21 protein-coding genes are annotated in these 24,731 nt (G+C 71.9%); 9 read left to right on the top strand and 12 right to left on the bottom strand.

The window, feature by feature from the left end; all coding sequences use genetic code 11:
* Nucleotides 1-35 precede the first annotated feature (35 nt).
* Nucleotides 36-1,022, top strand: coding sequence for an LLM class flavin-dependent oxidoreductase (locus O7635_RS19350; protein WP_278081849.1), 987 nt, complete (start codon nt 36-38; stop codon nt 1,020-1,022).
* Here O7635_RS19350 and O7635_RS19345 read toward each other — a convergent pair.
* The 3 genes from O7635_RS19345 to O7635_RS19335 all read right to left on the bottom strand — a co-directional run bounded on the left by O7635_RS19345 (nt 1,010) and on the right by O7635_RS19335 (nt 7,083).
* Nucleotides 1,010-3,211, bottom strand: coding sequence for a cellulose binding domain-containing protein (locus tag O7635_RS19345; RefSeq protein WP_278081848.1), 2,202 nt, complete (start codon nt 3,209-3,211; stop codon nt 1,010-1,012). The two genes, O7635_RS19350 and O7635_RS19345, sit on opposite strands and share 13 nt — an antisense overlap.
* Nucleotides 3,208-6,231 carry a glycoside hydrolase family 9 protein gene (locus tag O7635_RS19340; RefSeq protein WP_278081847.1) on the bottom strand — a complete coding sequence of 1,008 codons (3,024 nt, stop codon included), beginning with the start codon at nt 6,229-6,231 and terminating at the stop codon, nt 3,208-3,210. Before O7635_RS19340 ends, O7635_RS19345 begins: the two co-directional genes overlap by 4 nt.
* An 87-nt stretch (nt 6,232-6,318) precedes the next feature.
* Nucleotides 6,319-7,083, bottom strand: coding sequence for a phosphotransferase (locus tag O7635_RS19335; RefSeq protein WP_278081846.1), 765 nt, complete (start codon nt 7,081-7,083; stop codon nt 6,319-6,321).
* Between the two features lie 171 nt (nt 7,084-7,254).
* Between O7635_RS19335 and O7635_RS19330 the strand changes: the two genes are divergently transcribed.
* Entirely contained in the window at nt 7,255-7,902 is a 648-nt protein-coding gene (locus O7635_RS19330) for a hypothetical protein (protein WP_278081845.1), read from the top strand.
* A 96-nt stretch (nt 7,903-7,998) separates the two neighbouring features.
* Here the strand turns inward: O7635_RS19330 and O7635_RS19325 are convergent, their stop codons facing one another.
* The 4 genes from O7635_RS19325 to O7635_RS19310 are packed head-to-tail and all read right to left on the bottom strand — an operon-like array spanning nt 7,999 to nt 12,242.
* Entirely contained in the window at nt 7,999-8,796 is a 798-nt protein-coding gene (locus O7635_RS19325; protein WP_278081844.1) for an endonuclease/exonuclease/phosphatase family protein, read from the bottom strand.
* Nucleotides 8,741-10,255, bottom strand: a complete 1,515-nt coding sequence (locus tag O7635_RS19320) for a phosphatase PAP2 family protein (RefSeq protein WP_278081843.1) — start codon at nt 10,253-10,255, stop codon at nt 8,741-8,743. Before O7635_RS19320 ends, O7635_RS19325 begins: the two co-directional genes overlap by 56 nt.
* 11 nt (nt 10,256-10,266) lie before the next feature.
* The gene (locus tag O7635_RS19315; protein ID WP_278081842.1) at nt 10,267-11,265 is read right to left on the bottom strand and encodes a YihY/virulence factor BrkB family protein; all 999 of its coding nucleotides are present in this window, start codon (nt 11,263-11,265) and stop codon (nt 10,267-10,269) included.
* A complete protein-coding gene (locus tag O7635_RS19310; RefSeq protein ID WP_278081841.1) occupies nt 11,262-12,242 on the bottom strand; it encodes a diacylglycerol kinase family protein in 981 nt (326 codons plus the stop codon). Before O7635_RS19310 ends, O7635_RS19315 begins: the two co-directional genes overlap by 4 nt.
* Before the next feature lie 607 nt (nt 12,243-12,849).
* Between O7635_RS19310 and O7635_RS19305 the strand changes: the two genes are divergently transcribed.
* The 5 genes from O7635_RS19305 to O7635_RS19285 all read left to right on the top strand — a co-directional run bounded on the left by O7635_RS19305 (nt 12,850) and on the right by O7635_RS19285 (nt 17,332).
* Complete coding sequence (locus tag O7635_RS19305; protein WP_278081840.1) at nt 12,850-13,728, top strand: DUF1295 domain-containing protein; 879 nt, start codon at nt 12,850-12,852, stop codon at nt 13,726-13,728.
* Between the two features lie 288 nt (nt 13,729-14,016).
* Nucleotides 14,017-14,805 carry a metalloregulator ArsR/SmtB family transcription factor gene (locus O7635_RS19300; protein WP_278081839.1) on the top strand — a complete coding sequence of 263 codons (789 nt, stop codon included), beginning with the start codon at nt 14,017-14,019 and terminating at the stop codon, nt 14,803-14,805.
* Nucleotides 14,806-15,158: 353 nt separating this feature from the next.
* Nucleotides 15,159-15,395: a helix-turn-helix domain-containing protein gene (locus O7635_RS19295; RefSeq protein WP_089248094.1), complete on the top strand. Its 237-nt coding sequence runs from the start codon at nt 15,159-15,161 to the stop codon at nt 15,393-15,395.
* Entirely contained in the window at nt 15,395-16,000 is a 606-nt protein-coding gene (locus O7635_RS19290) for a Clp protease N-terminal domain-containing protein (RefSeq protein ID WP_278081838.1), read from the top strand. Before O7635_RS19295 ends, O7635_RS19290 begins: the two co-directional genes overlap by 1 nt.
* Nucleotides 16,001-16,252: 252 nt before the next feature.
* Nucleotides 16,253-17,332, top strand: coding sequence for a hypothetical protein (locus O7635_RS19285; protein ID WP_278081837.1), 1,080 nt, complete (start codon nt 16,253-16,255; stop codon nt 17,330-17,332).
* On the opposite strand, the gene O7635_RS19280 is transcribed toward O7635_RS19285, so the two are convergent.
* Genes O7635_RS19280 through O7635_RS19270 form a run of 3 tightly spaced genes read right to left on the bottom strand, consistent with a single transcriptional unit; the run spans nt 17,329 to nt 21,142 of the window.
* A complete protein-coding gene (locus tag O7635_RS19280; RefSeq protein ID WP_278081836.1) occupies nt 17,329-17,985 on the bottom strand; it encodes an HAD family hydrolase in 657 nt (218 codons plus the stop codon). The two genes, O7635_RS19285 and O7635_RS19280, sit on opposite strands and share 4 nt — an antisense overlap.
* Entirely contained in the window at nt 17,982-19,487 is a 1,506-nt protein-coding gene (locus O7635_RS19275; protein WP_278081835.1) for an ATP-binding protein, read from the bottom strand. Before O7635_RS19275 ends, O7635_RS19280 begins: the two co-directional genes overlap by 4 nt.
* Nucleotides 19,484-21,142, bottom strand: a complete 1,659-nt coding sequence (locus O7635_RS19270) for an FAD-dependent oxidoreductase (RefSeq protein WP_278081834.1) — start codon at nt 21,140-21,142, stop codon at nt 19,484-19,486. Before O7635_RS19270 ends, O7635_RS19275 begins: the two co-directional genes overlap by 4 nt.
* A gap of 136 nt (nt 21,143-21,278) precedes the next feature.
* Here O7635_RS19270 and O7635_RS19265 point away from each other — a divergent pair, with 136 nt between their 5' ends.
* Both O7635_RS19265 and O7635_RS19260 read left to right on the top strand, forming a co-directional pair.
* Nucleotides 21,279-21,875: an isochorismatase family protein gene (locus O7635_RS19265; protein WP_278081833.1), complete on the top strand. Its 597-nt coding sequence runs from the start codon at nt 21,279-21,281 to the stop codon at nt 21,873-21,875.
* 10 nt (nt 21,876-21,885) lie between these two features.
* Complete coding sequence (locus O7635_RS19260) at nt 21,886-22,791, top strand: DJ-1/PfpI family protein (protein WP_278081832.1); 906 nt, start codon at nt 21,886-21,888, stop codon at nt 22,789-22,791.
* Here O7635_RS19260 and O7635_RS19255 read toward each other — a convergent pair.
* Together O7635_RS19255 and O7635_RS19250 are read right to left on the bottom strand one after the other, a co-directional pair.
* Nucleotides 22,774-23,952, bottom strand: coding sequence for a threonine synthase (locus tag O7635_RS19255; protein WP_278081831.1), 1,179 nt, complete (start codon nt 23,950-23,952; stop codon nt 22,774-22,776). The genes O7635_RS19260 and O7635_RS19255 overlap by 18 nt on opposite strands.
* On the bottom strand, nt 23,952-24,725 hold the full coding sequence (locus O7635_RS19250; RefSeq protein ID WP_278081830.1) for a hypothetical protein: 774 nt from the start codon (nt 24,723-24,725) through the stop codon (nt 23,952-23,954). Before O7635_RS19250 ends, O7635_RS19255 begins: the two co-directional genes overlap by 1 nt.
* Between the last annotated feature and the right edge of the window lie 6 nt (nt 24,726-24,731).

The following is a 24,731-nucleotide window of genomic DNA, read 5'->3' as shown; positions in this document are numbered from 1 at the left end:
AAGGTATTCCCGCCCGGCGGCGTTGAGTCTGGTTCGTGATCGACGTTCCGCTCTCCGTCCTCGATGTCGCCCCCGTCGCCGCCAACGGCTCGCCCGGTGAGGCGCTGGCCCACACCACCGCGCTCGCCAAGCGCACCGAGGAGCTCGGCTTCCGCCGCTTCTGGGTGGCCGAGCACCACAACATGCCCGCCATCGCCTCCTCGGCCCCGGCCGTGCTGCTCGCGCACCTGGCCGCCAACACCTCGACGATCCGGGTCGGCTCGGGCGGCGTGATGCTGCCCAACCACGCGCCGCTGGTGGTCGCCGAGCAGTTCGGCACCCTGTCGGCCCTGCATCCGGGCCGGATCGACCTGGGCATCGGCCGCGCTCCGGGCACCGACCAGGCCACCGCCCTGGCGCTGCGGCGGACCGTCGAGGGCCTGTCGGCGGAGCAGTTCCCGCAGGAGCTGGCCGACCTGATCAACTTCTTCACCGGCGATGACCCCGGGCAGATCGTGGCGTCACCGGGCGCCGGCGAGTCGCCCGAGGTGTGGCTGCTGGGCTCGAGCGGCTACAGCGCCCAGCTGGCCGGGCTGCTCGGGCTGCCGTTCGCGTTCGCGCACCACTTCAGCGCCCAGAACACGCTGCCGGCCCTGGCCCTCTACCGCGACCGGTTCCGGCCGTCACGGTGGCTGGACGCGCCGTACGCCATGGTCGCGGTGTCCGTGGTCGCCGCGGAGACCGACGAGCGGGCGCAGTTCCTGACCGGGCCGGCCGGGCTGTCGTTCCTGCGGCTGCGCCAGGGCCGGCCGCAGCCGCTGGCCACGCCGGAGGAGGCCGCCGCCCACCCCTACACCGAGGTGGAACGGGTGTTCATGGCCGACCGCCAGGTCGGGCAGGCGGTCGGCTCGCTGTCGACGGTCTCCGGGCAGCTGTCGGCCCTGCTCGAGGCGACCAGGGCGGACGAGCTGATGCTGACCACCATGGTGTACGACGTCGAGGACCGGATCCGCTCGTTCGAGCTGGTCAGTCAGCTCACGTAGACGTTGGGGCGCGGTGGTTGGGCCATGCCCGCGCCGATGAAGAAGCTCGGGTGCGGCGGCTGGTTGTAGGCGGTGTTCTGCCACGCGAGGGCGACCCGGTACTGCGGGTCGTGGGCCAGCGTGTGGATCCTCCGGTCCGTCGGGCTCGGCGTCGCGTAGATCCGCAGCGCCGTGCTCTCGGTGGTCCGCCAGATCACCTCCTCGCGCCAGTCGCCGAGGATGTCGCCGGACAGGGCCGGGGTGGCCTTGGTGCCGTTGTTGCCGGCCACCCCGGATCCTGTGAGCAGGCGCGTGTCGCCGCCCGTGCCGTACTTGTCGATCCGGGTCTGGTCGAGCAGTTCCCGCACGGGGTCGCCGTCCCACCAGATGACGAAGTTGGCCGACGACGGCTTGCGGCCGACATTCGCACCGGTGGTCGAGCGCAGGCCGTCGACGGCGGAGGACCACGACTCCGCGCCCGGGCTGCCGGCGTGCACGTCGGCGGCGACGCCCCGGCCGTTGTCACCGGCCGGCGCGGTCGACCAGAGCACCTGGCCGGTGCGGGCGTCGGCGAACCACGAGCCGGGCTTGCTGGCGTCCTCGGAGACCTTGAAGTATTCGAGACCGGGGCGGCCCGGGTCGAGGTCACCGAGGTGGGCGGCGTCGCCGTGGCCGTGCCGGGTGTTCCACAGTGGAGAGCCGTTGTCGTCGACCGTCATCGCGCCGAAGACCACCTCGTCGCGGCCGTCGGCGTCGACGTCGCCGATGGTGAGGCTGTGGTTGCCCTGCCCGGCGTACGCGCTGCCCGCCGTGTTGGAGTCGAACGTCCAGCGGCGCTGGAGGGCGCCGCCGCGGAAGTCGTAGGCGACGATGACCGTGCGGGTGTAGTAGCCGCGGGAGACGATCAGCGACGGCCGTGCGCCGTCGAGGTACGCGGTGCCGGCGAGGAAGCGGTCCACCCGGTTGCCGTAGTTGTCGCCCCAGCTCGACACCGTGCCGCGCGGTGGCTGATAGTCCACGGTGGACCGGACGGCGCCGGTGCGGCCGTCGAACATCGTGAGGAACTCCGGGCCCGCCAGCACGTAGCCGCTGCTGTTGCGGTGGTCGGCGCCCGCGTTGCCGATCACCTGACCGGTGCCCGAGCGGCTGCCGTCGGCGGTCTTCATGGCCACCTCGGCGGCGCCGTCGCCGTCGTAGTCGTAGACCTGGAACTGGGTGTAGTGGGCGCCGGCGCGGATGTTGCGGCCGAGGTCGATCCGCCACAGCCGGGTGCCGTCGAGCCGGTAGGCGTCGACATGAACGGGGCCGGTGTAGCCCGCCTGCGAGTTGTCCTTGGCGTTGCTCGGGTCCCACTTGAGCACGATCTCGTAGTCGCCGTCGCCGTCCAGGTCGCCGACGCTCGCGTCGTTGGCGCTGTAGGTGTAGGCCTCGCCGGTCGGGGTGGTGCCGCCGGCCGGGCGCTGGATCGGCACGTCGAGGTAGCCGTTGACGAACCGCAGGGCCGGTGGGCTCGCGGGCTGTTCGACGCCGTTGACGACCGCGCGGATCGTGTAGGCGGCGTCGGTCGGGGCCCCGGCGTCGAGGTAGTTCGTGGTCGTGGTGATCGGGGTGGTGGTCACCCGGGTGGTGCCGCGGTAGACGTGGAAGCCGGTGTTGGTGGCCTCCGTGCCCAGCAGGCGCCAGGAGACGAGGTTGCCGGTGCCGGAGCGGACGGAGATGGCGCCGCGGTCGAGGTCCTCGACCTGCTTGGCGCCCGGTGCCGGCGGGTTGGTCGGCGGGTCGGTCGGGGTCGGCGCTGGCGTTTCCGGCGCGGTGCCGCCGGTGCAGGCCGTGCCGTTGAGCGTGAAGGTCGCCGGGGCCGGGTTGCTGCTCGTCCAGGCGCCGTTGAAGCCGAACGTGGCCGTCCCGTTGGTCGGCAGGGCCGCGTTGTAGCCCGCGTCGCGGGCGGTGACCGCGGTCCCTGACTGGGTCACGGTGGCGTTCCAGGCCTGGGTGACGGTCTGGCCCGCGGTGTAGGCCCAGGTGAGCGTCCAGCCGTTGATCGGGTCGCCGAGGTTGGTCACGGTCACGCTCGCGCCGAATCCGCCCTGCCACTGGTTGGGCACCGTGTAGTCGACCCGGCACCCCGCCGCCGCGGTGGCGGTGCCCACCGCGGCGGCGAGGCTCGCGCCGAGGAGCGCGGTCGCCGTCACGACCGCTGGCGTCCTCATGACGAGCACCGGCTTCCGTTGACGGTCACCAGGCTCGGCGCGGGATTGGCGTAGGAGGACGACTGGGTGGCGTTGAAGCCGAACATCGCGGTGGCCCCCGGTTGGATGCGGGCGTTGTGCGCCTCGTTGCGGGCCGTCAGCACCGCACCGGCCTGGCTCGCCTGCGCCAGCCACGCGTCGCGCAGCTTCTGGTCGCCGGTGAACGCGAACCGGGCGGTCCAGCCGTCGATCGGAGTGCGGCCGGTGTTGGTGATGTCGAGCTGGCCGGTGAAGCCGGTGTTGCCCTGCCACGCGCCGAAGTTGGTGTAGACGACGCGGCAGGACACGGCCGTCGGGGCCGGGCCGGCGCCCTGGTCGGCGAGGAACGACGCGAGCCAGGCCAGCGCCGAGTTCCAGTTGACGGCGACCTCGTTCGTGGCGTACGAGTTGATGTCGTCGACGTAGCAGAACATCGGCCGGCAACCGTCGAGCAACTGCTTGGCGAACGGGTCGTCGAGGCTCGCGTTGGCGCCACCGGCGATCGAGCCGGCCGGTGGGTGCGGCAGCGCGGAGTCGAGCTGGTTGGCGAAGATGCGGCTGTGCTGGTTTTCGGACGCGTTCTCGCCCCAGCCGGTCACATAGGACTGGTTGAGCGCGTTGCGCCCGAGGATGTAGTCCATCGCCTCGATGGCGCCGGCGCGGTACTTGGCCTGGCCGCTCAGGTCGTACGCGGTGGCCAGCACCACGCCGTTGTTGATGATGTTGCTGTTGGCGCCCCAGAAGTACGCGTTGGGCGAGCCCGGCATCGGCAGACCGTAGGCCTGGCCGGCGGCCGTGGCGAGGTAGGCGTCGGCCGCGGTCAGCACGGACTGCCGGATGCGGTTCTTCTCGGCGGCCGGCAGTCCATTGGGGACCGTGGCGAGGTCGAGCCGGCCGAGCGCCGCGGTGCTGCCCCACGAGAAGCCGGTCGCGGCGAACACGTCGCCGGTGTGGTGCGGGCTGGCCGTGACGTCGGCCTGGTAGGTCGCCGCGCCGGTGGTGAGGTAGAGCTCGGCGGCGGCCCAGTAGAACTCGTCGGTCACGTCGTTGTCGCTGTAGGCGCCGCCGCCGTTGCCGTCGGTCGGGCTCGCGTAGACGGCGGGGTGCGCCTTGGCGGCGGCGTACGCCGTCTTGGCCGCGGTGAGGGCGCGGGCCGCGAAGGCCGGGTCGTAGGGCGCCCAGAGCCGGGCGCCCTGCGCCGCGGCGGCGGCCAGGTTGAGCGTGGCGGCGGTCGACGGCGGGTGCAGCTCGCGGGGCTGCGGGTCGTCCTGCGGCTGCAGCGGCAGGCCGGTCCAGTTCTGGTCGTGCAGCTTGTGGTGGGCCATGCCGGCCAGCGGCTTGCCGGCGGGGACCTGCATTCGCAACAGCCACTCCAGCTCCCAGCGCGCCTCGTCGAGGACGTCCGGGACGGCGTTGCCGCGCTCGGGGACGCGGAGCGTGCCGTCGGCCAGCTTCTCGCCGAAACGGCCGGTGGGAGCGGTCTTCGTGCGCTCGTAGGTGCTCAGCAGCTGGGCCGTGGCGATGCCGCCGTTGACCACGTACTTGCCGTGGTCGCCGGCGTCGTACCAGCCGCCCCGGGCGTCGAGCCGGTAGTCGCAGACCCCGGGCTGGCACGGGACGTCGGTGTCGCCCTGGTTCGGGCTTTGTCCCAAGTGGCCGGCGGGGCGGGCGTACTCCTCGCCGACCAGGTCGCCGTCGATCGCGATGCCGCTGCGCTGGATGTAGAAGAACTGCAGAGAGTCGGAGCGCAGCTGGTCGTAGAGGGTCTTCGTGACGTCGAACGGGTGGCTGGTCTCCCCGTCGGCGGTCAGGGTGAGGTCGCGCGCCTCGGCGGCGTACCCGGTGAAGTCGATGGTGTGCACGTTCTGGCCGGATGCCGCGTCGGTGCCGCGCGGGGTGGTCGAGCCGCTGGCCACCGTGGCGCCGGCGCTGTTCCTGAGCTGCCACGGCACGGCGGCGGTGGCGTCGGTGACGAGGGTGGCGCGCTTCGGGCCGTCGGGGAGGTAGCCGACCTGGTTGACCCGGACGCGCGGGCCGGTGTCGGGCACGTAGGGCGGCTCGGCCTCGCCGCCGCGCAGGGAGACGTTGTCGAGGCAGAAGCGGTAGCCGGCCGCGTTGCCGCCGACCTGGAACGCGACCTGGCCCGCCGGGGTGTCGTCGGGGGCGGTGAAGGTGAACTCGTAGTGGTCGCCGGCCGGGGTCAGCGCGAGGTCGCGACTGAAGTAGCCGGTGTACGGGTCGGCGCCGAGCTGCACCGCGACGCGTACGGTGGCGGCCGGGTCGGCCTGGGCGTCGAAGCTCAGCGTGTAGGCGGCGCCGGCGGTGAGGCGGACGTCGTTCTGGCCGACCCCGCCGTCCCACGGGTTGGCCAGGCCGCCGGGCACGACGGAGCAGAGCCGGCCGTCCTCGACCGCGGTGCTCGTGGTTCCGTAGGAGTACCAGCCGGCCTGGCCGTCGCCGAAGTCGCCGTTCTCGATCTGCTCGGGGTCGAGCTCGCCGTCGCTGGTGAGGCTGACGTCGTCGAGGCAGAACGTGTAGGGGTCGGCCTTGCCGCCGAGCTGGAGGGTGAACGTGCCGTCGGTGGCGGTCAGGTCGCTGGTGAACGTGTGGGTCCGCGGTGTGCCGTCGGCGGTGACGCTCGTGGAGAACACCGTGGTGTAGGGGGCGGCGTTGAGTTGGACGTTGGCCGCCACGGTGGTGTCCACTGTGGCGTCCGCCGTGAAGGCGAGGGTGTAGGCGGCGCCGTCGGCGAGCGGGATGCCGTTGTGGCCGATGGCGACGTCCCAGGGGTTGGCGGTGCCGCCGGGAACGTCGACGCAGAGGCGGCCGTCGCGTACGGCCAGGGTGGTGTTGGCGGTCGACCACCAGGGCGAGGTGCCGGCGTCGAAGGTGCCGTTGGCGATGTGCTCGACCGGGGCCGCGTGGGCCGGTGCCGCGGGCGCCGCGGCCACGAGCAGCGCGGTGATGACGAGGGCGGCCGGGCCGCGGGCATGACGGGTCACGAGCCGTCCCCTCCATTGATGACTATGGCTGGAAGCGCTCCCATGTTGCCATCGGGTTTCAGGGCTGTCAATGCTCGGGTCGGGACGTCAGGCGCCTATGGCGGCGAGCAGGTCGTCGCGGTTGTCGTCGAGTCCCTGCAGGTGGGCGAGGGTCAGCCGGACCTGCTCCGGGTCGCCGTTCTCCCCTCGGTGGTGATCAAGCCAGCCACGTTGGGCGGCGATCCAACCGTCGAAGATCCACGGCTCGGCGGGGACGGTGAGGCCGCTGCGGTCCTGGTAGCGGTCAATGGCGGTCGCGAACGTTCCGGGGTCGTTGGCGGACCAGTCGAGCGCGAGGGCCGCGGCCTCGTGGACGGCGCCGATCGGGCCGGCGGCGTCCCAGTCGAGGGCGGCGAGGGTGCCGTCGGCGCGCAGGAGGGCGTTCTTGCGGTCGAGGTCGCGGTGGCTGTCGACGACGAGCATGCCGTGGGCACGGCGGGGTGCGCCGGCGGCGTGGATGGTGGCGAGCAGGTCGGCGGCGTCCGTGGCGGTGCCGGCTCGGGGTTGGCCGTCGAGCCAGCGGTGCACGCGGAAGAGGCTGCCGTCGACGGTGGCGAGGGCTCGGCCGGTGTCCGGATCCGGGACGGGCTCCGGCATTCTTACGCCGGCCTGCCAGGCCCGTCGTTCGACGGCGTAGGACGCCTCGACGTTGCCGACGAAGTCGGGCCGGTCGGCGTTGAGCACCATCCGCTTGACCGCGAACGCTCCCGTGTCGGTCACGACCCGCCACACCTCATTGGACAGTCCCCCGGTGACCCGGACCGGGTTGTCCGCAACCGTCCCGAGCCCGAACCGCGCCGCGACCTCGTCCACCGCCAGATCCTGCACCCGCCGGCGCCCGGCGCACCAGCTGGTTTCGGATCGTGCGTTCCCCACGCGAGGCGAGCCTGCCTCATCGTCAGTGTGGCCTCGCCCTGGTTCTGTGACACTGGAACGCGTGCGAGGCCAGCGAGGGCGACACTCGATGGGGATCCGATGAATCAGATGTCACTCGCCAAACGGATTCGGGCGGCGTCATTGACCGCGCTGCTTACCGTCACCTTGTTCGTTGGTGCGGTGGGGTGCGCGTCCGATGACTCGGCGGGCGCGCTGAGCAACTCCGGTGACGCTTCGGAACGGTTCTGGGAGACGTTCCGGATCACCGGGGACGAGGTGGAGCCGTACGCGCCCATGGGCAGCATGGTGATGAGCGCCGACGCGACCGTTCTCGGCCGATTCAGCGGAGTCGGGAAGATGCGGACCGTGAGCGCGGAGGCTGGCGACAGTGTCCACTATCTCGCCGTGAACCTTTCGGTGTCACGCCAGCTCGCCGGCGGACGCATCCCGTCCCCCGTTCCCGTCGAGTTCATGATCAGCGCTCAACAGGGCGCGGGCCCCGACGACGCCGTCAAAGAGGTCTCCGCGTCGCTGCCCCAGGGTGAGATGGTGGTCTTTCTGCGACACAAGGGCGGGGCCGAGGCGGGTCTCTACCGGGTCGTCAACTCCCGAGGGCTGTGGACCGCGACCTCCCGGGACGCGATCGACACTCCGTTGGCCGAGCAACCGGCGCGGAACGACGACCACTACAAGGCGGACCTGGCATCGGTGGCGTCCGTCTCGGCCCTCGCCGACGCGGTCGACAGAATGCGCTGAGGCGCACGACGGCCGGGCGCTGCGGCACTATCCGCGGCATCGTCGGGCAGCGCGACGAACGAGCCATGAAGTCGCAGGCAGGCAGTGAATCGCCCGTCAGATGTCGATCTCAGCGAGCAGCGCGTAGTGGTCGCTGGCGCGGTCGGCGGCCGGCGTGCGCAGGACGCGGCAGGAGCGGAGGTGGTCGCGGAGCCCTTGGGTGGCGAACATGTAGTCCAGGCGCATGCCGGAGAACTCCGCTCCCCCGAGCGCCGTCGGTGCCGTCTCGGCCGGGCCCTCGCCGACGGTGCGGAACACGTCGATCAGGCCGGCGGCGTCGAGGGCCGCGATGGCGCGGGTGTCGACGCGGGCGAGCGCGCCCACGTCGCGGTCGGACGGGGGGCGGCCGAAGGGGCGGCGGCGGAGGTGGCGGACCCGGTAGGGCGGCGGCAGGGCGCGTAGCCGCTCCTGGTGGTCGGTCCACGGGTCGAGGGTGTTGAGGTCGCCCATCACCAGCGCCAGGCGCGCCCGGCCGACCGCGTTGACCAGCCAGCGGGCTTCGGCGAGGCGGCGCCAGCCCCAGTGCGGGTTGAGGTGTGCGGAGATCACCGTGAGCGGGCCGCCGAGGGTGGCCACCTCGGCGCGGGCCGCCGCGTGGTGGAACGGGCGGGCGACGCTGCCGGCCGACAGCACCGTCCACTCTGGATCGGTCAGGATCGCCACCGGTTGGCCCCAGAACGAGCGGGCGCGGACCATCCGCATGCCGAGGCGCTCGGCCAGCCAGGGGCCGGATTCGCCGCGGAGCTCCTGGAGGGCTACGATGTCGGGTCGGGCGGAGGCGATGACCTCAGCGATGTCGTCAAGCCGAGCGCCGCGCGAACCGTCGTACCCCCCGGTCTTGATGTTGTAGGTCATCACCCGCATCTGCCTTCACCGCCTCCGCGTTGGGGCGCAGCACGACGAAGAGCAGGCCGACCCAAAGGGCAGTCAGCATGAGTGCGCCCATCAGGTCGCTCGGGTGGTGCATGCCGCGGTAAAAGCGCGACGTGGTGACGATGACCGGCATGACGACGGCGGCGACGATCGAGAGCCAGCGCCACCAGCTGTCGGTGCGGGCCATGACGATCAGTGCGATCGTCGTCCACAGGCACAGCGTCGCGGCGATGTGGCCGCTCGGGAACGCCGCCGTCGGCAGGTTCTGGTCGAGGTGCGGCACGTCGGGGCGCGGGCGGTTGACCGCGGCGGCCGAGGAGAGGAAGAGCGTCAGCTCGCCGATCATCACGAGCGTGAGGAACAGGATCGGCCGCCATTGCCGCCAGCGTGCCAGAACCAGCGTGCAGAACACGAGCGACACGGCGAGGATCGTGTGGGTGTCACCCGCCTTGCTGGCCCAGTGGCTCCAACCGTCCAGCATCGGGGTGCGGTGCTCGGCGAACCAGCGCGGCACCGCGTCGTCGAGGGCCGCGATCACCGTGCCGTCGGCGTGGTAGCTGGCCCACATGCCGAAACCGAAGAGCGCGCCGAGTACGAGCACCCAGCCGACCAGCACCTCGGCCAGCCCGACCCACGGGTGGTGCAGCACCGCGCGCTCGGTCGGCGCCGGCTTGAGGTCCTGCGCGGCTTCCGGCTCGAGGCCCTCGGTGAGCGCCGGCTCGGGGCGGCCGTCCTCGCGGCGCCAGAGGCGGAACGCGTACAACGTGATGCCGAGCCAGGCCGCGCCGAGCAGCCAGCCGGCCAGCACGTCGGAGACGAAGTGCACGCCGAGCGCGATCCGGCTGACCCCGATCAGGGCGACCAGGGTGCCGACCGCGGCGATGACGGCGGGGCGCCAGCGCCTCGGCACGGCCGGCAGGAAGACCAGCAGCAGCGAGCCGTAGACGACGAACGAGCCGAGCGCGTGGCCGCTGGGGAAGCTGTTGCCGGGCGCGTGGGCGACCGGGACGTCGACCACCGGGCGCAGCCGGCCGACCAGCAGCTTGATCGTCGGGTCGAGGACGAGGGCGCCGAGGCCGGCGATCACCAGGTAGACCGCGAGGCGGATGCGGCGGCGGATCAGCAGGACCGCCACGCCGAGGACGACCGCCCAGACCTTGAGCGGCCCGCCGAGGTCGGTGACGAACCGGATGACGTTGAGCAGGCCCTCGTGGTCGGAGACGTAGCCGTTGACGGAGTCGGCGACGCCGTGGTCGAGGTCGTACAACGGGCCGAACTTGAACCGGACCAGGGCGAGCAGCACGCCGAACGCGATCCCGGCGACGACGACCGCGACGAGGCCCCCGAGGCTGCGCGCGGTGAAGTGTTCGAGGGGGCGCTGCAGGATGCCGCCGCGTTCCTTCGCGTCCGGCTGGGCCCCGGTGTCCGTACCGACCGTCATGGGCGGATCTGTTACCCGGAAGTCGTCTCGGGCACACCCTCGTCGACGCGCTGCTCGATCGGCTTCCACATGTCAGGCTCGGCGGGCTCGGGCGCGCCGACCCGCATGCCTTCGAGCTGCGCGGCGAACGCGAGGCCGAAGAAGAACGCCACGCCGGTCAGGTTGGCCCAGATGAGCAGCGCCATGATCCCGGTGAGCGCGCCGTAGGTCTGGTTGAAGCTCTCGGCGACCGCGACGTAGATGGCGAGCAGGACGCTCGCGCCGACCCACAGCACGGTCGCGATGCCGGCGCCGAACAGCAGCCACGACAGTCCGGGTTGGCGCCGGCGCGGGGTGTGCCGGAACAGCACCGCCACGGCGAAAACGGTCAGGGCGATCGACAGCGGCCAGCGGACCACGTCGAAGACGTCGTGCACCCAGCCACCCCAGCCGTAATGCTGTTGGAGGGAGGCCCCGATCGGCCCGCCGGCGACGAGGATGAGGAAGCCGAGCAGCATCGGCAGGCCGGCGGTCACCGCGAGCACCGCGGCCCGGACGTATTTGAAGAACGCCGGCCGGTCGCGCTCGACACCGTAGATCCGGTTGGCCCCGCGCTCGACCTGCGACATCGCCATGGTCAGCGCCACCAGGCCGGTCAGGAGACCCAGGGCAAGCGCCAGCTCGCCGGCGTCCTCGGTGCGCTCGTCGTCGACCAGCAGGTCGCGCACGACGTCGACGCTGGCACCCGGGGTCAGCGCGATCACGGTGTCGGCGACCACCCGGCCGCCGGCCTCGACACCCAGGTCGGTGGTCAGACCGGTGAGGGCGATCAGGAAGGGTACGACGGCCAGGCAGAGCTGGAACGCGAACGCCCGGGCGTGGCTGAAGCCGTCGCCGTAGCGCAGCCGCACGAACGCGTCGCGCAGCAGATGCCAACCGCCGTGGCGCTTGAGCGTGTGCCAGGCGTCGTCGGCGGTGAGCTGCTCGGCGGTCATCAGCCGCGTCTCCGGCACGATGCGGGTGGAGCTCATTGCTGCACCAGCCGCTCGCCCCGCTCGGACGCCGCGTCGACGTCGTAGGTCAGGTCGTCGGAGTCTTCCGGTCGGGGTACGCACAGCCAGATCGCCCGCGGCTGCACCTCGACCTGGAGCGTGCGGCCGGCCTCGATCACATCCCCGTCGAGCTCGCGCGGCTGCGGCCGGTTGCTGCTGACCTGGATGCGGTGGCCGCGGTAGGTCTCCATCCGCGGCACCCGGCCCCGGCGCCGCAGCACCGCCCAGCCGAGCGCGGCCCAGTGCCCGACGGTGCGCGGGGTGAGGATCGCGATGTCGAGCCAACCGTCGTCGGGCTCGGCCTCCTTGAACAGCCGCACGCCGCCCTGCAGCCGGCCCACGTTGGCGATGAGCACGGACCGCGCCCGCCGCCGCATCGGTGGCCGGTCGTCGATCCGCACCGAGATCCGCATCGGTCCGTCACGCAGATGCTTCAACCCACCCACGATGTACGCCGGCCAGCCGATCCGCGCCTTCGTCGTCTCGGAGGTCGACCCCAGCATCTGGGCGTCGAACCCCATGCCGGCCATCACGGTGAAGTAGCGCTTCTCGTCGCCGCCCTTGAGCAGCCCGAGGTCGAGCCGCCGCCGCCCACCCTCGATCGCCACGGCGATCCCGGCGGCGAGGTCACCGGAGAGGCCCAGGTTGGCGGCGAGCAGGTTGCCGGTGCCGCTGGGCAGCACGGCGAGCGCCGCCTCGGTCCCGACCAGCCCCGACGCGCAGGCCATGATGGTGCCGTCACCGCCGCACGCGAACACGACATCGGCGCCGGCATCGACCGCCGCGCGACTCTGCCCGCGCCCCGGATCCTCGCGGGTGGTCTCGTGCCACTCCGGCGCGGGCCAGCCGGCCTTGGCCAGAGCCTTCTCGAGCACGACCCGCAGATCGTCGGGATCGTCCAGCTTGGCCGGGTTGAACACCACAGCCGAGCGCACCCCGGAACGTCTCCCTTCCACGACAGAAGTGTGCAGGACCGCAACGATTCTGGCGACCCGAGTTTCGTTCGGGTGCGCATCCCCACTTTCACGCATGCCCAGCCTGGAACCGGGGCACGCGCCCGCGCATCGCCGCCTCGCCGCGCTGGCGAAGGCCGGGAACGCAGCGGAGCGAACCAGCGCTGCCGGCCACGCACCGCACGGCCGGCACGACCCAGCAGCCCGCAGCACCAGGAACGCAGCGTCGCCCGGCACCCTTGACGCAGCGTCGCGCAGCGCAGCGTCGCCCGGACCGCAGCCCAGCGTCGCCTGGCGCCCTTGACGCAGCGTCGCCCAACGCCCTTGACGCAGCGTCGCCCAACGCCCTTGACGCAGCGTCGCGCAGCGCAGCGCAGCGCCGCGCAGCGCGGCGCCGCGTCGCCCGGCGCCCGCCGCGGCGGGGCGCGGCGCCGCTCACCCACCGTGACGCAGCACCTCGCCGCAGCGTGGCAGCGTCGAGCGCGAGCCAGCCGGCGCCGCGAGGCGCGATGCGACGGCGGTCGCCGCCTCGATTGCGAGAGGTGGTGTGGGCATGGTGTTGGGCGGTGGCGGCGCCTACGATGATCGCGATCTCGGACGGGAGGGTCGCGTGCGTAGGCCATCGGTGTCGCGAGCCTGGTCGATGGTCGTCGTGCTGGGCGCCTATCTGCTCGCGTTCGCCGCCGCTTGGGTGGTGGTCGCTATGGCGCCTCCTTCCTGGCATCCGTTGCTAATCGTGTTCGTGGCCGACATCGTCGCGACCATCTTGATCTTCGGTATGTCGATGGTGCTCGACAACGCGAGCCTGTACGACCCGTACTGGAGCGTCGCCCCGCCCGTCGTCGCCGCCTGGTGGGTCGCCGAGGCCCCGAACGGCGACGGCGCGCGGCAGGCCGTCGTGCTCGCCCTGATCGCCGTCTGGGCCGTGCGGCTCACCGGCAACTGGGCCTACGGCTGGAAGGGCCTGCACCACGTCGACTGGCGCTACGAGCACCTGCGGGCCACGCGCGGCCGGGTGCCGTGGTGGCTGGTGAACCTGGGCGGCATCCAGCTCATGCCCACGCTCGTCGTGTTTCTCGGTCTGCTCCCGGTCTGGCCCGCGCTCGCCGGCTCACGTCCTTTCGGTTGGCTCGATGTGGTGGCCACGGCGGTGACCGCGGGCGCGATCGCGCTGGAGGCCGTGGCGGACAGGCAGATGCACCGCTTCGCGGCCGCGGCGGAGAACCGCGGCCGCATCCTGGCGACCGGGGTGTGGCGGCGGACGCGCCACCCGAACTATCTCGGTGAGATCGCGTTCTGGTGGGGGCTCTGGATGTTCGGCCTGGCCGCCGCGCCCGCGTGGTGGTGGACTGTGCTCGGGCCCGTGGCCATGGTCGTGCTCTTCAAGGCCGCGAGCATTCCGTTGATGGACCGCCGGTCGCTGGATCGCCGCGGCGGCTATGCCGACCACATGCGCGAGGTGCCGGCGCTGCTGCCCCGCCTGCGCTGACCGCATCGTCATCTCAGCTCACCGCACACCCGCGCCCAGGGCGCGCATCAGGTCGCCGCACCGCGGGCCGGAACCCACGGCCGCCGAACGCCACTGAGGCCCATCGCCCCACGGACCGCCTTCGCCACCCGGGGTGGCCAGCTCCACATCCATGCAGGCAGATTAGAACGTACGTACGACAGTTTTTACTTGATCATCTAAGGCGAGAACGAGCCCAGTTGACAGGCAGCCACACGGCTGCCTATGGTCGAAAGGCAGCCATAAGGTTGCCTGTAAGGACGTGACCCCGTGGACCTCGTTTTCAAGGCGTTGGCCGACCCGAGTCGCCGCCAACTACTCGACTCGCTCAACGCGCGCAACGGCCAGAGCCTGCGCGAGCTCTGCGCCGGGCTCGACATGGCGCGCCAGTCGGTGAGCAAGCACCTCGCGGTGCTCGAGGCCGCCGAGCTCGTCACCACGGTCCGCCGCGGGCGGGAGAAGCTGCACTACCTCAACGCCGCCCCGGTCAACGCGATCGCCGACCGCTGGATCAACCGCTACGACCGCGGCCGCGCGCAGGCCCTGGCCGACCTCAAGACCACATTGGAGCGATCAGGCATGAGTACGTCGGAGTTCGTCTACACCACCTACATCAACACCACGCCGGAGAAGCTCTGGCAGGCGCTGACCGACCCGGCCTTCACGAAGCGCTACTGGGGCACGGAGTTCGAGACCGACTGGGCCGCCGACTCCACCATGGTCTGGCTCGCCGACGGCGCCCGGATCGCCGACCCCGAGCAGGTGATCCTGGAGTCCGACCCGCCGCGGCGACTGACCTACACCTGGCACACCTTCACCACCGACTGGGCCAAGGCGTCCGGCATCGCCGAAGAGGATCGCGCCAGGTTCGCGGCCGAGCCACGGTCCACAGTGACCTTCGAACTGGAGCCCGCCGGCACGGCCGTCAAGCTCACGGTGATCCACGGCGGCTTCCCCGGCCCCGACAGCGCGGTGCTCAACGCCATCACCACCGGCTGGCCGCAGATCATCTCCAGCCTCAAGACGCTCCTCGAGACCGACGAGGTTCCCACTTGGTAGAACCGACCAAGCAGTCGCCGTATTCGGCAGGCAGGCCGATCGAGCTGGGCACTCGGGTACGGCGACAACGGCGTGACGGTGTCGTGCCGCCACACCCGCAGCGGCATCGAGGCGAGGACCGCTGACAAGTCGCCGTCCGCCGCGCGGAAAAGCCCCCATTCCCCGGGAGCGAGGCCACAACCGCAGGAACCTCCCCTGCGCCCCTACCTCGGCCGCCCGCGCCGCTTCGCGACCGCGCAAGTCCGCGACCTCGCCGTCCGACCTCCCCTCCGGTCGTCGTCACCACGTCGACCGTCCGAGCCGCGCCGTCAACCGGAGTTGACAACCGACGAATGTCAACGTAGATTGACGGCATGACTCAGGCAGTGGACCTCGCCGCGGCCGCCAGCAGCACCGATCCAAAGGTCGGTCTGCGTGCGGTGTTGGCGCTGCGCCGCCTTCTCGAAAGCCTGGAGACGGTGCAGGTCGACAACGCGCGGGCGCAGGGGTGGTCGTGGCAGGACATCGCCGCCGCGCTCGAGGTGAGTCGGCAGGCCGTACACAAGAAGCACGCCGGGCGTCCGGTCGTGCGTCCGTCACAGGAGGCGTGATGTTCGAGCGGTTCACCGATCGGGCGCGGGCAGTGGTCAAGGGCGCCGTGGCCGAGTCGCGCACGTTGGGGCACGAGAAGGTCGGCACCGAGCACCTGCTGCTCGCGATGCTCGACGACACGCCGGAGGGCGGCGGCGGCGGAGTGGCCGGGCGCGTCCTGCGCGAGGCCGGCGTGACCGCCGACGACCTGCGCGCTCGCATCGAGGCGCATGTCGGGTCGGGATCGCGCGCCCTGAGCGACGCCGACGCGGAGGCCCTGCGGCAGATCGGGATCGACCTGGAAGCGGTGCGCCGAAAGGTCGAAGCAGCCTTCGGCGAAGGCGCGCTGCGACCCCCGGCCCGCCCACACTCCCGCGGCCTGTTCGGCCTGCGCCGCCGCCGCCCGATGACCGGCGGCCCGTTCTCGCCCCGCGCGAAGAAGGCTCTCGAGCTGTCCCTGCGCGAGGCGCTCCGGCTCAAGCACCGCTACATCGGCACCGAGCACGTCCTGCTCGGCGTGCTCCGCGAAGGCGAGGGCCTAGGGGTGATGGTGCTGACCGAGGCCGGCTTCGAGGTCGACGACCTCCGCCGCCGGGTCGAAGCCGCGATCCGCGCCGCGGCCTGACCAACCACGGCCGGCCGGACCGACCCAGACCGGTCAAAGCCGTGACCCGGCAAAGGGATTGCGGTTCGGCATACACTGGTGGCATGCGACCGCGCGTGATGCGATTTAGCCGCCCCCGGGAGACCGGTGGGTTGAGCGTCGTGCGCTGATTTCGATCGCCCCTTGCGGGTGCGGACGACCACGAAGAACCCCCGGCCTACGCCGGGGGTTTTTCGTCGCATCGTCCGCCCGAAACCCGTGAGGAGCACTGCCATGTCCTACCTGACCCCTGCCCAACTCGATGCCGCCCTGGCCCGTCGCGACCTCACCGACCCCGCCGCCGGTGAGCACGCGATCCAACACGTCGTCGCCGACATCGAGGCCGCATTGGCGGCGCGCTGGGAGATCCCGGTCCGGCGCGATCCGGGGCCGCGCGTCGTCAGCGTCGCCGACAACTACGACCGGCTGCGGTACGAGAGCGCTGCTGTCACCCGGGACCGCCGCTACAGCCGTTACGTCGACGCCGAGCGGATGCTGCGGTCGCACACCACCGCCCGGATACCCAGGCTGCTGGACGGTCTCCAAGAAACAGACATCCTGCTCAGCGTCCCCGGCATGTGCTACCGCCGCGACGCGATCGACCGCCAGCACGTCGGCGAGCCCCACCAGCTCGACCTCTGGCGGGTCAGCACCGACCGGCGACTGACCGTCGCCGACCTGCAAGCGATGATCGACACAGTGGTCCACGCCGTGCTGCCGGGGCGGCGGATCGACACGCCCAAGAGCGCCCATCCCTACACACTGGACGGACGCGAGATCTACGTCGACGGCGTCGAGATCGGTGAGTGTGGCCTCGCCCACCCCGAGGTGCTGCGCGACGACCACCGGACGGGCCTCGCCATGGGCCTCGGCCTCGACCGGATCGCCATGCTGGTCAAGGGAATCGACGACATCCGCCTGTTGCGGGCCGACGATCCGCGCATCGCACGTCAGATGCGCGACCTGAGCCCGTACCAACCGGTCTCGGCCATGCCCGCCACCAGCCGCGACCTGTCGATCGCGGTCGCCGACGACCAGGACGTCGAACAGCTCGGCGACCGGGTCAGAGCGGCCCTCGGCGACGACGCCACCGCCGTCGAGGAGGTCTCGGTCAGGAGCGAGACGCCCTGGGCCGACCTGCCCGAATCCGCCCGCCACCGGATGGGCCTCAGCCAAGGACAGAAGAACGTCCTGCTCCGCCTCGTGCTCCGCGACCTTAGCCACACACTGTCCACAACAGAGGCCAACGGGATCCGTGACCGCGTCTACGCCGCCCTGCACGAAGGCAGCGCCCACGAATGGAGCACGGCCTAGAGGACGGCCGGCAGGTCGAAAACCGAGGCCAGCCGGTGCGCCGGCGGCACGGCGTCATGTCGTGCCGCCGGGTCGATCAGGAACGCCCGCATGCCCGCCGCCAGCGGCCCGAAATAGTCCGCCGACGGGTTGTCACCGACGAACACGGCCGACGAGGCCGCGACGCCGAGCCGACCCAGCGCCTCCTCGTAGATCAGCGGCGCCGGCTTGCGCACCCCCACCTCGACCGAGGTCACCACGGTGGAGATGAACGACGCGACGCCCATCGCGGCCAGGTGGGCCGGCACCAGGTCGGGCTCGTGCGTGTTGGAGACCACCGCGAGCCGGTAGGAGGAAGACAGCGAGCCCAGTAGGTCGACGATCCCCGGCAGATAACGCACGCCGGCGTTCCACTCGTCGATGTAGACCCCGACGAACGCCGAAACCTCCGAAGGCGTGGCGCGGGGCAGGAACGACGACGCCACGTCCAGCATCGAGAACTCGCGACCGGACGGCGCGCAGCGCGCCTCCCACGACATCCACACCGCGTCCCACCGCACGATGAACTCGTCGACCGGCAGCCCGGCCATCGCCGCCGACCGGGCCGGCGTGCGGGCATGACCGTCGTCGTAGTCGACCAGCGTGCCGAAGAAGTCGAAGAGGATGTGGCTCACGCGGCGCCGGTGGCTTCGGCCTCGGCCTCGGCCCGCTCCGCGAGGTCCGTCGGCTCGACCGGCTCGTCGGGGTCGATCGGCAGCACGACGTGGAACCAGGTCTCCCCCGGCTTCGAGTCGACCCGGATGTCGCCGTGGTGCTTGTTGACGACGATCCGGTAGGAGATGTCGAGCCCGAGCCCCGTGCCCTCGCCCACCGGCTTGGTGGTGAAGAACGGCTCGAAGATGCGGGGCCGGATGTCCTTGGGGATGCCTGGGCCGGTGTCACCGACCGACACCACGAGGTTGTCGCCCTCGCGGGACGTGCGCACCGTCAGCGTGCCGGACTCCCCCATCGCGCTGATCGCGTTGTCGATCAGGTTGGTCCACACCTGGTTGAGCTCCGCCGCGTAGGCCGGGATGTCGGGCAGCGACCGGTCGTATTCCTTGACCAGCTTGATGCCCTTCGGGAACTTGGCGTGCAGCATCACCAGCGTGGCGTGCAGCAGCTCGTGCACGTTGACCGTCTGGTGCGGCGCCCGGTCGAGCTGTGAGTATTGCTTGGCCGCCGCGACCAGCGACGAGATCCGGGTGACGGCGTCGTCGATCTCGGTCATCAGCTGCTCGGTGTCGAGCGTGTAGACCAGCCAGCGCAGCGCGTTCTCGAAGTTTTCCGGACCGATCTCACCGCGCACCTTGGTCAGCCACTCGGTGTCGATGGCGCCGGAGACCAGCGTCGGCGCGATGTCCCAGGCGCCGGTGATGTCGTGGTCCTCGAGCCACTCGCCGACCTCGTCCTCGGCGTCGCTGGTCTGCATCGGGGTCAGCTCGGGCGCGCCGGCCGCCCGCTTGATCGCCTCTTCCTGCAGGTTGACCAGGGCGTGCAGGCGCGTGCCGTCGACCCGCCCGTCGGCGATCATGGCCAACTTGTGGCGCATGCCGGTGACCCGTGTGCGCAGCACCGAGGTCGCCCGGACCGCCGCCGCGGCCGGGTTGTTGAGCTCGTGGGTGAGGCCGGCCGACAGGGAGCCGAGGGCCAGCAGCCGCTCGCGCTCGCTGACCACCGTCTGCATGGAGCGCATGCCGAAGAACAGGCCCTCCAGCAGGTGCATCGCCATCGGGAACCAGTCCCTGAGCGCCTCGGCCAGCTCGCTGGCGGGCAGCTGGTAGACCTCGACGTCGGAGATCGCCACCATGCTGTTGAGGTAGATCTGCGGGATCCGCTCGATGTACGCCTGGGTGGCCCCGGCGTAGGCGCCCACCTGGTCGGTGCGGGCGGCCTCGATCTCGTCGCCGCGCACGCTGCGGCGCAGCGCGACCGTGCCGCTGAGCAGCACGTAGAAGCAGGTGGCCTGCTCGCCCTCGCGATAGACGTAGGCGCCACCCGGGTAGTGCTCGACCGACCCGTGGCTGGCCAGGAAGTCGAGCTGCTCGGCGTCGAGCTTCTCGAACAGGAACAGCTTGCGCAGCTCGGCCGGGCTGAGCCGGTCACCTTCGGCGTGACCGGCGAGTTCGGTGCTCATTGTGCCTCCAGATAACGGTGCACCAGGGAGATCGCCATCGCGCCCTCGCCGACCGCCGAAGCCACCCGCTTGACCGAGTCGGAGCGGACGTCGCCCGCGGCGAACACGCCAGGGATGCTGCATTCGAGGTGGTAGGGGTCGCGTGGCATGGACCAGCCGACGGGGCGGTTGCCGCCCGCGATCAGGTCAGGCCCGGTGATCACGAAACCGTGCGCGTCACGGGTGACCACACCGTCGAGCCAGTCGGTGCGCGGCTCGGCGCCGATGAAGATGAACAGCCAGGACGTGTCGACGTCCCGCGTCTCGCCGGAGCGGGTGTCGCGCAGCACCAGCCGTTCGAGGTGGTCGTCGCCGGTAGCCTCGGCGACCTCGGTGTAGGAGTGCACGTCGATGTTCTCGTGGCTCTCGATCTGGTCGATCAGGTAGCGCGACATCGTGCGGGTCAGCCCGTCGCCCCGGACGAGGATGTGCACCTGCCGCGCGTACCGCGAGAAGTAGACCGCCGCCTGACCCGCGGAGTTGGCCCCACCGACGATGTAGACCTCCTGCCCGGAGCAGCTGGGCGCCTCGGTGGCCGCCGAGCCGTAGAAGACGCCCCGGCCGCGGTAGTCGGACAGGCCCGGCGCGTCGAGCATGCGGTAGGAGACGCCGGTGGCCAGCACGACCGCGTGCGACGCGACCTCGCTGCCGTCGCCGAACTTGAGCACCCGGGTCGCCCCACGCACGTCGAGCTCGGTGGCCTCGCGGGTGGTCAGCAGCTCGGCGCCGAACCGCACCGCCTGCCGCCGCGCCCGCTCGGCGAGCTGCGACCCGGACACCCCGTCGGGAAAGCCCAGATAGTTTTCGATGCGGCTGCTCTGGCCCGCCTGGCCGCCGGTGGCGTGCCGCTCGACCAGCAGCGTGCGCAGCCCCTCGGAGGCGCCGTAGACCGCCGCGCCCAGCCCGGCCGGGCCGGCGCCGACCACCACCAGGTCGTAGAAGTCCTTGGCCGGGGTCGTCGACAGCCCCACGTGGGTGGCCAGGTCGGACTCGGACGGCTGGACCAGCGACTTGCCCTCGGGCGTGATGACCAGCGGCACGTCGGCCTCGGTCACCCCGGCCGCGGCGAGCAGCCGGGCGCCCTCGGGCTCGTCACACAGGTACCACCGGTAGGGCACCAGGTTGCGGGCCAGGAAGTCGCGGACCTTGAAGGAGGGGGCCGACCAGCGGTGGCCGACGACCCGCGTGACGGTGGAGCCCGCCTCGGGCGTGGCCGTCCAGGCCTCGAGCAGCGAGTCGAGCACCGGATAGAGCTTCTCCTCCGGCGGGTTCCAGGGCTTGAGCAGGTAATGGTCGAGATCGACCCGGTTTATGGCGTCGATCGCCGCGTCGGTGTCGGCATAGGCCGTGAGCAGCACCCGCCGCGCGCGCGGGAACAGGTCCATCGCCGCTTCGAGGAACTCGATGCCGTTCATGTGGGGCATGCGGAAGTCGGCGAGCAGGACGGCAACCTGGTCACCACGTAGCTTGATCTCTTTGAGCGCATCGAGCGCCTCGGCCCCGGAGTTGGCGCGGACGACCCGGTAACGCTCGCCGTATTGACGGCGGACGTCACGGGCGACGGCCCGGGAAACGGCAAGGTCGTCGTCGACGGTGAGGATCGCCGGATTCGCCATGCCCCAATGAAAGCACTCAGCACGCGTGCGCTGCCGCACCCTGTGGATCGCGCCACCCCGGGAATGACCGGATCCGTCCGCCCACGGACCCGATCCGGCCTTCCGCGACAGGCCGCGCCGCGGCGACGATCAGGACATGAAGCGCGCACTGTTCGTCATCGACGCCCAGGAGTCCTTCCGGCAACGCGAAATCTGGCGGGCCGGCTCCAATCCCGACTTCGTCGACAACGTCAACCGGCTCGTGGACGCGTTCCGCGCCGCCGGTGACACCGTGATCTGGGTGCTGCACAGCGAGCCCGGCACCGGCGGAGTCTTCGACCCGGTCAACGGCCACGTCCGCCTCCTCGACGGCCTCCGTGTGCCCGGGACCGGCGAGCCCACCATGGTCAAGACCTCGCACAACGTCTTCACCACCACCAACGCGGGCCAGTTCCTCACCGAGCGGCGGATCTTCGACCTGACCGTCACCGGCATCCGGACCGAGCAGTGCGTCGAGACCACCGCGCGGGTCGGCGGCGATCTGGGGTACGCCGTCACGTTCGTCACCGACGCGACGCTCACCTTCCCGATCCCCCACCGCGACGCCACCGGCGCGAGCGTCGACGAGATCCTGGCCGACCCCCGCACGCTCGGCGTCGACGCGATCGTGGAGCGCACGGAGCGGGTCCTCGACGGCCGGTTCGCCACCGTGCGCACGGTCGCCGACGTGCTCGGGGCCGCACTCGTGGCATGATGACCGGATCGTGACCACCGTCGGCTTCCTGCTGGTGCCCGACCTGCACCTGCTCGACCTGGCCGGGCCCGCCCAGGTCTTCTCCACCGCGCGCGACCTCGGTTACGACTACGCGCTGGCCTACCTCAGCGAGCACGCCGAGGTGCCCACCGCGCAAGGTCTGCCCGTACACGCCGAGACGATTTGGCCCGCCCTTCGCCCCGACGACCTGCTGATCGTGCCCGGCTGGCGGTCGCCGACCCTGCGCGGCACCGGCCGCCTCGCCGCCGAGACGCTCGACTGGGTCGCCGACCACCACCGCGCGGGCGGCACCGTGGCCAGCGTCTGCTCCGGCGCCGACGTGCTCGGCCGGGCCGGCCTGCTCGACGGCCGCCGCTGCACCACCCACCACGGCCTGCAGGACGAACTCGCGCGCCGCTACAAGCGGGCCACCGTCGTCCGCGACGTGCTCTACGTGGTCGACGGTCGGGTGATCACCTCGGCCGGCATCGCCAGCGGCGTCGACCTCGCGCTCTACCTGATGGCCGTGCGGCACGGCCCGGCGGCCGCGGCCCGGATCGCGCGCGAGATGGTCGTCTACGCCCGCCGCAACGGCGACGAGCAGCAGACCAGCGCGATGCTGCGGCACCGCGGCCACCTCAGCGACGCGGTGCACAAGATCCAGGACCTGATCGACCAGCGGTACGCCGAGCGCCTGCCACTGGCCGCGCTCGCCGGCGCGGGCGGGATCAGCGAACGCACCTTGACCCGGCAGTTCAGCCGCGCGACCGGGCTGACCCCGCTCGGCTACCAGCAGGCGCTGCGGCTGGAGCGGGCCGAGCACCTGATCGGCCACGGCAGCACGGTGCACGCGGCGGCCCGGGCGGTCGGCTTCGAGGACCCCCGCATGCTGCGCCGCCTACGCGCCCGGCACTGACACCGTCTCCGGGTATTTGATGCCCGCGCCGGTGTTGAGCACGACCACCTCGTCGTCGGCGGCCAGCCAGCCACTCTCCCGCAGCCCGCGGGCGGCGGTCAGGCAGGCCGCGCCCTCCGGGCACAACAGCAGACCCTCCTGCTCCCCGAACGCCCGCAGGTCGGCCAGGATCTGTCGGTCGTCGTAGGCGACGGCCGTGCCGCTGGTCTCCGCCAACGCGTCGAGGATCAGCTCGTCGCCGAGCGGCGCGGGCACGTTGATTCCAAATGCGACAGTGTCCGCGCCGGCCCACGGCCGCGTCCGCCGCTCCCCCGCCTCGAACGCCCGCACGATCGGCGCGCAGCCGGTCGACTGCACCGCCACCAGCCGTGGCACCTTGTCGCCGATCCAGCCCAGCTCCCGCAGCTCCCCGATCGCCTTGTGGATGCCGATCAGCCCGACCCCGCCGCCGGTCGGATAGACGATCACATCGGGTACGCGCCAGCCGAGCTGCTCGCAGATCTCGAGCCCCATCGTCTTCTTGCCTTCGAGCCGGTACGGCTCGCGCAGCGTGCCGGCGTCGAAGATGGCGCCGCCGGCCGCCGCGATCAGCTCGGCGACCAGCCGCCCGGCGTCGTTGATGAGCCCGTCGACCAGGATGAGCTCGCCACCGGCGGCGACCACCTCCTGGCGGGTGACCACCGGGGCGCGCAGCGGCATCGCGATCGTCGACCGCAGCCCGCCCCGGGCGGCGTAGGTGGCCCATGCCGCGCCCGCGTTGCCGTTGGTCGGCATGGCCACGTGCGTGGCGCCGAGCTCGCGGGCCCGGGAGACGCCCACCGCCGCACCACGGGCCTTGAACGAGCCGGTCGGCACGAGGCCCTCGTCCTTGACCAGCAACCGATCCAGCCCGATCGTGGCGCCGAACCTGGCCGCCGGCCACAGCGGTGTCCAACCCTCGCCCAGCGTCACCCGTTGCGCGTCGTCCCGCAGCGGCAGCAGCTCCCGGTAGCGCCAGAGGTCCGCCCCGCGGCCCGCGACGGTCGCCGGGTCGACCGCGGCGCGCACCGCGTCGAGGTCGTAGCGGGCCAGCAGCGGCGAGCCGCAGCCGCAGAGGTTGGTCAGCACGTCGGCGTCGTGCTCCGTGCCGCAGCGGGGGCAGGCCAGGTGGGTGAGGAACACTAGCGGGCCACGGCCGTGCGCAGGCGCTGCCGCCGGGTCGCGACGCCGGCCGCGGCGTCCGCTCGCACCAGGTGCCGCACCGGATGCGCGCGCTCGGCGGCCGCGATCGCCTCCGCCCGCAGGCTGCGGGCCGCCGCGGCCGCGGACTCCGCCGTCTCCCAGGCGAACCGCTCCGCGCGGGCGGCGTCGCGCTCGGCGGAGCGCAGCGTGTCGCGGATCGCCTTGCGCAGCATGGCCTCCTGCTCCACCGGGTGGCGGCGCGGGTCCCAGCCGTTGCGGTGCGCGAGGGCGTCGTTGAGGTCCAACAAGGACAGTTCATTGTGGGCACACGCGGACATCGCGGCGCGGTGGAGCCAGCGCTCGCGCTCGGCGTACTCCTGCGGGGTCTGCGGTGTGGCCGGGCTCGGCAGCAGCGCCGCCGCGGCCATCCGGCTCGCGGCGCGGTCGGCCGCCTCGAAGGCCGTCCAGGCCCGCTCGGCCGTTTCCTGCGCGGTGAGCCAGGCCTCGTGCCGGCGGCGCGCGGTGGCCTCGGCCCGCTGCGCGGCGACACCGACCTCGTCGGCATAGCGGACGAGCTCGGCGGCGGCGGTGGCCCGCCGCTCGCGACGGATCCGGGCGGCGCGCAACCGGACGCGCACGCCGGCGCGGCGCGGACCGCGCGGCCCGACCAGGTGCAGGCCCGTGACCGCGAGGATCGCGAGCCCGAGCAGGATCAACCAGATGACCGCGGCGCGGGGCACGCCGACGAAGAAGAGTTGCATGGCCGTTTGCACGGGGAC

The organism is Asanoa sp. WMMD1127, from assembly GCF_029626225.1.
Lineage (GTDB): Bacteria > Actinomycetota > Actinomycetes > Mycobacteriales > Micromonosporaceae > Asanoa.
The sequence above is the reverse complement of the archived record's forward strand: the minus strand, read 5'-3'. Positions and strand labels throughout refer to the sequence as shown.

What these genes read in the sequence shown, in the direction of transcription:
- O7635_RS19345 (WP_278081848.1), bottom strand. Translation starts at nt 3,211, where the DNA reads ATGAGGACGCCAGCGGTCGTGACGGCGACCGCGCTCCTCGGCGCGAGC.
- O7635_RS19330 (WP_278081845.1), top strand. Translation starts at nt 7,255, where the DNA reads ATGTCACTCGCCAAACGGATTCGGGCGGCGTCATTGACCGCGCTGCTT.
- O7635_RS19315 (WP_278081842.1), bottom strand. Translation starts at nt 11,265, where the DNA reads ATGAGCTCCACCCGCATCGTGCCGGAGACGCGGCTGATGACCGCCGAG.
- O7635_RS19320 (WP_278081843.1), bottom strand. Translation starts at nt 10,255, where the DNA reads ATGACGGTCGGTACGGACACCGGGGCCCAGCCGGACGCGAAGGAACGC.
- O7635_RS19325 (WP_278081844.1), bottom strand. Translation starts at nt 8,796, where the DNA reads ATGACCTACAACATCAAGACCGGGGGGTACGACGGTTCGCGCGGCGCT.
- O7635_RS19285 (WP_278081837.1), top strand. Translation starts at nt 16,253, where the DNA reads ATGTCCTACCTGACCCCTGCCCAACTCGATGCCGCCCTGGCCCGTCGC.
- O7635_RS19295 (WP_089248094.1), top strand. Translation starts at nt 15,159, where the DNA reads ATGACTCAGGCAGTGGACCTCGCCGCGGCCGCCAGCAGCACCGATCCA.
- O7635_RS19275 (WP_278081835.1), bottom strand. Translation starts at nt 19,487, where the DNA reads ATGAGCACCGAACTCGCCGGTCACGCCGAAGGTGACCGGCTCAGCCCG.
- O7635_RS19270 (WP_278081834.1), bottom strand. Translation starts at nt 21,142, where the DNA reads ATGGCGAATCCGGCGATCCTCACCGTCGACGACGACCTTGCCGTTTCC.
- O7635_RS19265 (WP_278081833.1), top strand. Translation starts at nt 21,279, where the DNA reads ATGAAGCGCGCACTGTTCGTCATCGACGCCCAGGAGTCCTTCCGGCAA.
- O7635_RS19290 (WP_278081838.1), top strand. Translation starts at nt 15,395, where the DNA reads ATGTTCGAGCGGTTCACCGATCGGGCGCGGGCAGTGGTCAAGGGCGCC.